We start from the raw sequence: 8,089 nt of genomic DNA, 5'->3' as shown, positions 1-8,089 counted from the left end.
CTATAATATTTTACTATTTTAATTATATCTCTATTCATGTTACACTACAATAGTACAGGTAGAGAAAGGAATGAAAATAAATGATAACAGATATGACAAAGGGGAATCCAACTAAAACTTTAATAGCTTTTACCTTCCCCATGTTAATTGGAAACTTGTTTCAGCAATTATATAATATAGTAGATTCAGTAGTAGTTGGAAATTTTGTAGGAAAGAATGCATTAGCAGCAGTGGGTTCATCCTTTATGCTTATGAACTTTTTTTCATTTGTAATAATTGGACTGTGTATGGGTGCTTCAGTAGTATATTCCTATTATTTTGGAGAAAAAAATTATTCTAATCTTAGAAAAACCATATATATATCATTTTTATCTATAGGAATTTTTACATTAGTATTATCAATTGTTTTAGTATTTAACACTAATGGAATGTTAAAGCTCATAAATACACCTGAAGATATATTTGCAGATTCTCAAGTATATTTGCAGGTTATTTTTGGAGGATTAATATTTGTTTATCTTTATAATGCTTGTTCAGCTCTTCTTAGATCTATTGGAGATTCAAGAACACCTTTATACTTTCTAATATTGGCAGCTATAATAAATATAGTATTAGATTTAGTCTTTGTTATAGTTTTTAATATGGGGGTATTTGGAGTAGCTCTTGCCACAATAATTGCTCAGGCTGTTTCTTCAATTTTATGTTTAATATATGCCTTTGCCAAAGTACCATTTATTAGACTAAAACGGGAAGATTTAGTATTCGATAGAGAGATAGCAAAGAAAGTAGGTAAATTTAGCTTTCTTACATCAATTCAACAATCCATTATGACTTTCGGAATGGTATGTGTTCAAGGTATTGTAAATACTTTTGGATCAGATACTATTGCAGCATTTACTGCAGCTGGTAAGGTAGATTCTATAGCATATTTACCTGTTCAAGACTTTGGGAATGCCTTTGGAACCTATGTAGCTCAGAATAAAGGGGCTAAAGAGAATGGTAGGATAATTCAAGGATTGAAGTCTGCTGTAAAGACTATAATAATATTCTGTCTAATAATGTCTACATTGATTTATATAAATTCAGGGAATCTAATGAAGATATTTGTAAATGCAAATGAAACTAATGTGATAAGACTAAGTGTACAATATTTATCTATAATCTCAATATTTTATGTATTAATAGGATTTTTGTTTATGTTTTATGGATTTTTCAGGGGCATTGGTGCATTAAATGTATCACTAATTCTTACAATAATTTCATTAGGTACCAGAGTTCTTATGGCATATGTACTTTCAAGTATTCCATCTATAGCACAAAAAGGGATATGGTGGTCTGTTCCAATAGGATGGGCACTTGCTGACAGTATCGGATTTATTATATATAAGTGGATGAAGAAGAAAGATTTACTTGTTGAAGAATGATTAAACACATGATAAAATCTAATAAGTAATTCATAAAGAATTGGAGAGATTAGATGAAGGATTTAATAAAGAGAATAAACGAACTTGTGCATAAATCCAAGACTATTGGATTAACAGAATCAGAAAAGGAAGAACAACAGAGGCTACGTCAAGAATACCTAGCCATATTTAGGGGAAATATGAAAAATACCCTTATGCATGTAAAAGTATTAGACGAAGAAGGAAATGACGTTACTCCAGAAAAATTAAAAGAAGATCAAAGAAAAACAAAATATATAAACTAATTAACTTCCCTTAATCATTTTAGGATTGAGGGAAGTTTTGTTTTGAATAATTTTATGTCTACAAAATAGCTTCAGTATGATATTATAAAAATAATATTAAGAATATTCTATAAGATTATTTTTATTTTATATGTAGATAATATAGGGAAAACGGCAACTTACAAAAGGAGAATTCAAATGGATAAATTGAGGATTTGTGCTAGTATAAAACATCCGCCTTTTGAATTTATTAATGAAAAAGGTGCTATAGAAGGATTTAATATTGATATAACTAAAAGTATTGCTAAAGAGATGGGATTTGATGTGAATATAGAGCTATTAGAGTGGGATGATGCAATAAAAAAAATGGAACGTAGAGAATGCGATGCGATTCAGGGCATGTCTATAAGTAGAGAACGAATAGAAAAATATGTTTTTGCATCAGAATATATAACTGTATTTCATTCAGCGATTGCATTGATTGATAGAAATGACTTAAATGATTTAACAGACTTAAACGATTATAAAGTTGCTGTGCAAGAAAATGACGGATATGAGTTAATAAAAAAAATTCGCTCCCGTGGTAATAATAAATCAATGTTAATATCAACAAACCATGAGAATAATTTAAGACTGCTGCTGTCAAAAGAAGTAGATATAGTTATTGGGAATAAGCTTACATTACTTTATTATATGGATAAGCTAGGAATTAAAGGTGGTTTTAAGCTATTAGGAAAGCCAATAAATATAACTAGATATGGTATTGCATTTAATAAAGGTAACTCAAATACTGCTTTTAAATTTAAAATTGGTATGGATAGAATAAAAGCAAATGGAGTTTATGAGAGTATATACGATAAATGGTTTGGTCAAAATATTGTTTATTATGGTAAGCAAATTATCGAAAATGTGGACACGGGAGTAATCTATATTGATAAACTAGGTAGAATTAGTGCTGTTAATAATTTTGCAGAAAAATTACTGCATATTGATTCCAAAGATTTAATTTTTAAATCTTTTTATGAGACTGAAATAGCTAATATATTTAATATAAATATTATTCAAGGGATACTAGATTATTATCAAGATGCATATTACGGTAAGATCAAGATTAATATAGACAATGTATACTATTATCTTGAAGTAAATTATATTAAGCTCTTAGATAAAAAAAACGAGTTAATGGGTGTATTGATTAACTTTAAGGATATTACAGAAAAGACAAAACTAGAAGAATTTCTTATAAGAAAAGATAAAATGGAATCACTAGGATTTCTTTTATTAAATGTAGCTCACGAATTGAGAAATCCTTTAACTAGCATTAAAAATTTTACTGAATTGATGCCAGAACATATTGATGAAGAAGAGTTTAGGGAATCATTACTTTACCATGTACCAAAACAAGTAGATTATATAAATAAATTAGTTTCTAATCTACTGGAATATTCAAAGCCAAAAGAAGCAGAATTGACAACGATTAATGTTAAGCAATTTTTTGATAATGAGCTTTTGAGCTTATTCTATAAATTGATAAAAGCTGAGAAGAATATTACATTTTGTATAGATATAGCAGAAGAATTTTCAATTATTGCGGACCCTAACCAACTTAAGCAGGTTTTAATAAATTTAATTCAGAATGCAAGTGACTCTATAAAAGAAAGTGGGATAATTAAAATATATTCATTTGAGAACAAAGACACTAAAGTAATAGTAATTGAAGATGATGGAGAGCCTATAGCTGAATCAGATTTATCAAAGGTATTTGATCCATTTTTTACTACAAAGCCAAGTGGTACGGGACTAGGTTTATTTATATGCTATCAATTAATAAAGGAAAATAACGGTAATATTGAAATAACCAATATACAAAATGGTACGAAAGTTTCTTTGATATTTAACAATAAAGGAGAAATGTAATAATGGATAATATATTAATTGTAGATGATGATGTATCAATTGTTGAAACCTTTAAATTTGCTTTAAAGAAAAAATATAATTTGTTTTTAGCGTATAATTCCAAAGATGCTTTGTATTATTTTATTAACAATGATATATCTGTGACCATATTAGATTTGAAGCTTGGAAATGAAAATGGTATGGATTTATATTATGAGATTAAAGAAATTAATCCAAATGCTGTGGTAATAATAATAACAGCATTTGGTACAATCAAATCTTCTATAGAAGCTATTAAAAGTGGAATATTCAATTATCTAACAAAACCAATTAACTTAAAGGAATTAGAATTCATAATTGCAAAGGGAGTAGAGGTAAATAATCTATATAAACAGTTAGATACTTTAGAGGAAGAAACAAGGGGAAAATATTATGAATATGGCATAATATCTAAATCTGAAAGTATGAAAAATGTATTAAATACTGTGGAGAAAATAAAAAATGTTGATTCTAATATATTATTAACTGGTGAGAGTGGGACTGGTAAAGGTTTATTAGCAAGGACAATTCATGAAATGGGAAATAGAAGGGCAGAACGAATGAATACAGTTAATTGTGCGGCCATCCCAAGTGAGTTATTGGAAAGTGAATTATTCGGTTATAAAAAAGGTGCTTTTACTGGTGCAATGAAAGATAAAAAAGGATATTTTGAATTATCAAATAAAGGAACACTTTTTTTAGATGAAATAGGTGATTTAGATATTTCACTACAAGGCAAGCTTCTACATGCAATTCAAGAGAAGAAGATAACACCCCTTGGAGCAGAGGAAGAAATTGACGTGGACGTTAGAATTATAGCAGCTACAAACAAAGACCTATTTAGCTTAGTTAATGAAGGAAGGTTCAGAGAAGATTTATATTATAGATTAAACGTTATAAATATTAATTTACCACCCTTACGTGAACGTAAAGAAGATATTCCATTTTTAGTCAATCACTTTATTTATAAATATAGTAGAATCTTAAACAAGAACATTGATAAGGTGGAATATGATTTTATTGAAGCACTGGAGAATTATGAGTTTAACGGAAACATTAGAGAGTTAGAAAATTTAATCGAGAGAGCAATAGCGCTTTCAGAAGGGGGAGTATTAACTAAAAAAGATATTTTAGCGCATTTAAATCCAGATGGAAAATCCAATAAAATAGTAGGTAAGAAATTGATACCAGTATTCATAGGAGATACTTTGGAAAATATTGAGAAAAAGGTTATTTTATCAACCTTTGAATTATGTAACCATAATCAGAAACAAACAGCTGAAGTGCTGGGCATAACAGATAGAACTATAAGAAATAAGTTTAAAAAATATATGGAAGAAAAAGATACAAAGAATAATTAAATTCATAATAGAAATTAAGAAAATATTTCCCCTCGCCAATAAAGAGGAAAATTTTTCTGTAATTTAAAACTCATATAAATGTTGAAAATTCAAACAATTTGTAGAAAAAAGTCGAATAAGCGATATCTAAGGAAAAAAGTTCCGCAGATATCGTTTTCATTTTCTCAATCTATTTTATGAATGGCTAAATTTGCAGGGTTAGAATTAGTAAAGTTTTGGTATAGTATTTGCAATATATATTAAGTAGATTATAAAGAATAAATATTACAAGTTAAGGAGGAGTGATCAATACTTAGTGACTGAGTAAATAAGATGATATGCTTCCAAGGAGGGGTTAGATGAGATAACTAGGATACTATATATTAAATTTGTTGGATAAGTAAGTAGGATAATACCTATATTAACCAAAATTATTATACTTACTATGGAAGTATTATGTATTAAGAATTATTGGTGATATTGTAATATGATATTTATTACTATTAAAGGAGTGGTCGTAAATGACTTTTCAAGATTTCCTAGCAGCCATAGCTGTAGTAATTAATGGGTTACCACAAGGGTTACTTGCACTAAATTTTGGATTTGGAGCATTTCCCACAGCATTAGGTTTTCTTGCAGGTACTGTAGGAATGTTGTTATTTGGTCAAGTTGCACCAATATCATTTCAAGCTGAAGCAATCGTATTAGCTGGAACCTTGGGTAAAGATAGAAATGAAAGATTAAATATTGTATTTTTTACTGGTATTTTGATGGCTATAATTGGTGGGATAGGACTATTACAGCCAACAATTGATTTTATAGGACCGTCTATTCTCAATGGAATGATGGCAGGAGTAGGTTTTTTACTAGCTAAAGTAGGAATAGATATGGTTAAGGCAGATAAGACAGCAGGTGGAGTTTCTATGTTAACAGCTATTTTTACTTACTTTCTAACTAGCAATTTAGTATATACCATAGTAATAAGTGTTTTTGCTAGTTCGCTATTATGGCTATATTTAAATAAAAAAAATAAAGTATCTAATAATGAAGAAGTGAATCTAGAATATGAAAGATTCATACCGCTAAAATTTAATTTTAGTAAAAATGTTATTCGTAGTACTTTGGCTGTAGTAACACTTCAAATTGGTGGAAATATTGCTTACTCAAGTATAACAGGCAGTATAGCAAACAAACCAGTTAATGTAGACGCTGTAACATTATATTCAGGTATTGCTGATGCTGTAAGTGCATTCTTTGGGGGTGGGCCTGTTGAGGCTATAATAAGTGGTACAGCAGTAGCGCCTAACCCAGTCATAAGTGGAGTTATAATGATGCTTATCATAGCAGCAATTTTGTTTACTAAGCTATTGCCAAAAATCGCTAAATATGTGCCTAGTGAATCAATAGCAGGCTTTTTATTTGTACTAGGAGCTATAGTCGTATTTCCCTCCCATATGGGTCTAGGGTTAGAAGGTACACCAATTGTAGGAGGTGTAACAGCTATAGTAACAGCTGTCACTGATCCATTTATAGGGATGATCGCTGGTATAGCTACTAGGTTTTTAATGAATATATTTTAAAATATTAATTTGAGGAGGATATTTATGTCTATTAACAACTTATGGAAGATAAAAAAAGAGAACTGTGCATTAATTATTGTTGATATGCAGCATGATTTTATTTCTGAGGGAGCACCAATAGAATGTCCTGGCGGAAGAGAAATAATTCCAAATATAAGAAGAATAAAAGAGTGGGCAAAAAATAATAATATTCCTGTATTTTACACTAAGGAAAGTCATAGAACACAAAAAGTAGATTTTGGACTAGAATTGGAAAGAAGCGAACCAGAACATTGTCTGGAAGGAACACCAGGAATCGAGATATTAGATGAACTTGAACCAGATGATGATGATTATGTAATTATTAAAAGGAGATATAGTGGATTTTATCTTACTGATCTAGAAATATTGATGAAAGGCCTTAAAAAGAATTGCCTAATAATTACAGGAGCAGCAACGAATGTTTGTGTATATGCTACTGCATTAGATACGCAGCAAAGAGATATGAATGCAATAGTTCTTTCTGATTGCGTAGCAGGTACAAGCATAGAGCTACATGAAGCATTCTTAAAAAACATTGATTATGTCATTGGAGATGTAGTTACATCGCAAGAATTAATGGACACTTTATAATAGATTTTACAATACTAGGGCGCTTTTCTGTGCCCTAGTATTGTAAAGATTATAGAGAATATTAAAAGATGAGGATATTAAATATATTAAGGGTATAGTTGTAAAAGAAGTTATAAATATATTATACGAGGAGGAATAGCCTTGGGATATAAACTTATTGATTTGTCACAAGAAATATATCAAGGTATGTCAGTATTTCCTATGCATCAAAAGACATTTATAATGACCAATATGACACATGAAGAGAATATGGAGGCTACTGGAAGTAAAACTTTAGGATTTTCAGCAAGAAACCTTCTAATCAGTGAGCATGGAGGTACCCATAGTGATGGGGTGTGGGAATATAACCCTAATGGACCTACTATAGATAAAATGCCGTTAGAATATTTTTGGGGAAGTGCCATATGCTTAGATTTAAGTCATATTAGATATCCTAATTACATTGAACCTAGGGATTTAGAGGATGCTTTGGAAATGTCAGGTCGATCAATTCGAAAAGGGGATATAGTATTACTATATACAGGCCATCATAATAGGAATTTTGGCACAGAAAAATTTCAGACAGATTATTCTGGGTTAAGCTATGATGCAGCTAAGTGGTTAGCCGAAAATGGTGTAGTAAACATTGGTGTAGATGCACCAGCCATAGATTTAACCCCAGATGATACTGACTTCTCTGCCCATTTAGTATGCGGCGAGTACAATATTACAAATACAGAAAACTTATGTAACTTAGATTTGGTGGCAAACAAAAGATTCTTATATATTGGGTTGCCATTAAAAATTCGAGAAGGTACGGGATCACCTATTAGAGCCGTTGCTCTTGTGGAGGAGTAATTTATAGTTTTATGAAAGGAAAAGTATAAGGAGAGGAATACAATGAAGATAGTGGTAGGAATATCAGGAGGAAGCGGATCAATATATGCAGTATCACT

General features: G+C 30.0%; 7 protein-coding genes. All 7 read left to right on the top strand.

Annotation, left to right across the window (positions count from 1 at the left end; genetic code table 11):
* Positions 1-80 precede the first annotated feature (80 nt).
* The 7 genes from RDK80_RS19860 to RDK80_RS19830 all read left to right on the top strand — a co-directional run bounded on the left by RDK80_RS19860 (position 81) and on the right by RDK80_RS19830 (position 7,991).
* Positions 81-1,424 carry an MATE family efflux transporter gene (locus RDK80_RS19860; RefSeq protein WP_308525293.1) on the top strand — a complete coding sequence of 448 codons (1,344 nt, stop codon included), beginning with the start codon at positions 81-83 and terminating at the stop codon, positions 1,422-1,424.
* Positions 1,425-1,477: 53 nt separating this feature from the next.
* Positions 1,478-1,708, top strand: a complete 231-nt coding sequence (locus tag RDK80_RS19855; RefSeq protein WP_308525292.1) for a DUF896 domain-containing protein — start codon at positions 1,478-1,480, stop codon at positions 1,706-1,708.
* A gap of 177 nt (positions 1,709-1,885) precedes the next feature.
* Positions 1,886-3,604, top strand: coding sequence for a transporter substrate-binding domain-containing protein (locus RDK80_RS19850; protein ID WP_216559394.1), 1,719 nt, complete (start codon positions 1,886-1,888; stop codon positions 3,602-3,604).
* 2 nt (positions 3,605-3,606) lie between these two features.
* Positions 3,607-4,983, top strand: coding sequence for a sigma-54 dependent transcriptional regulator (locus RDK80_RS19845; protein ID WP_094904488.1), 1,377 nt, complete (start codon positions 3,607-3,609; stop codon positions 4,981-4,983).
* Between the two features lie 500 nt (positions 4,984-5,483).
* Entirely contained in the window at positions 5,484-6,542 is a 1,059-nt protein-coding gene (locus RDK80_RS19840; protein WP_308525291.1) for an NCS2 family permease, read from the top strand.
* Between the two features lie 24 nt (positions 6,543-6,566).
* On the top strand, positions 6,567-7,154 hold the full coding sequence (locus RDK80_RS19835) for an isochorismatase family protein (protein ID WP_094904490.1): 588 nt from the start codon (positions 6,567-6,569) through the stop codon (positions 7,152-7,154).
* A gap of 141 nt (positions 7,155-7,295) precedes the next feature.
* On the top strand, positions 7,296-7,991 hold the full coding sequence (locus RDK80_RS19830) for a cyclase family protein (RefSeq protein ID WP_308525290.1): 696 nt from the start codon (positions 7,296-7,298) through the stop codon (positions 7,989-7,991).
* The last annotated feature ends 98 nt before the right edge of the window (positions 7,992-8,089 follow it).

Origin of the sequence: uncultured Tissierella sp. (genome assembly GCF_902479755.1) — a bacterium.
GTDB classification, from domain to species: Bacteria; Bacillota; Clostridia; order Tissierellales; family Tissierellaceae; genus Tissierella; species Tissierella carlieri.
This window is presented reverse-complemented; position numbering and strand designations above follow the sequence as displayed.

Coding starts and splice junctions, on each gene's coding strand:
- RDK80_RS19860 (WP_308525293.1), top strand. CDS start 81: ATGATAACAGATATGACAAAGGGGAATCCAACTAAAACTTTAATAGCT.
- RDK80_RS19855 (WP_308525292.1), top strand. CDS start 1,478: ATGAAGGATTTAATAAAGAGAATAAACGAACTTGTGCATAAATCCAAG.
- RDK80_RS19850 (WP_216559394.1), top strand. CDS start 1,886: ATGGATAAATTGAGGATTTGTGCTAGTATAAAACATCCGCCTTTTGAA.
- RDK80_RS19840 (WP_308525291.1), top strand. CDS start 5,484: ATGACTTTTCAAGATTTCCTAGCAGCCATAGCTGTAGTAATTAATGGG.
- RDK80_RS19845 (WP_094904488.1), top strand. CDS start 3,607: ATGGATAATATATTAATTGTAGATGATGATGTATCAATTGTTGAAACC.
- RDK80_RS19835 (WP_094904490.1), top strand. CDS start 6,567: ATGTCTATTAACAACTTATGGAAGATAAAAAAAGAGAACTGTGCATTA.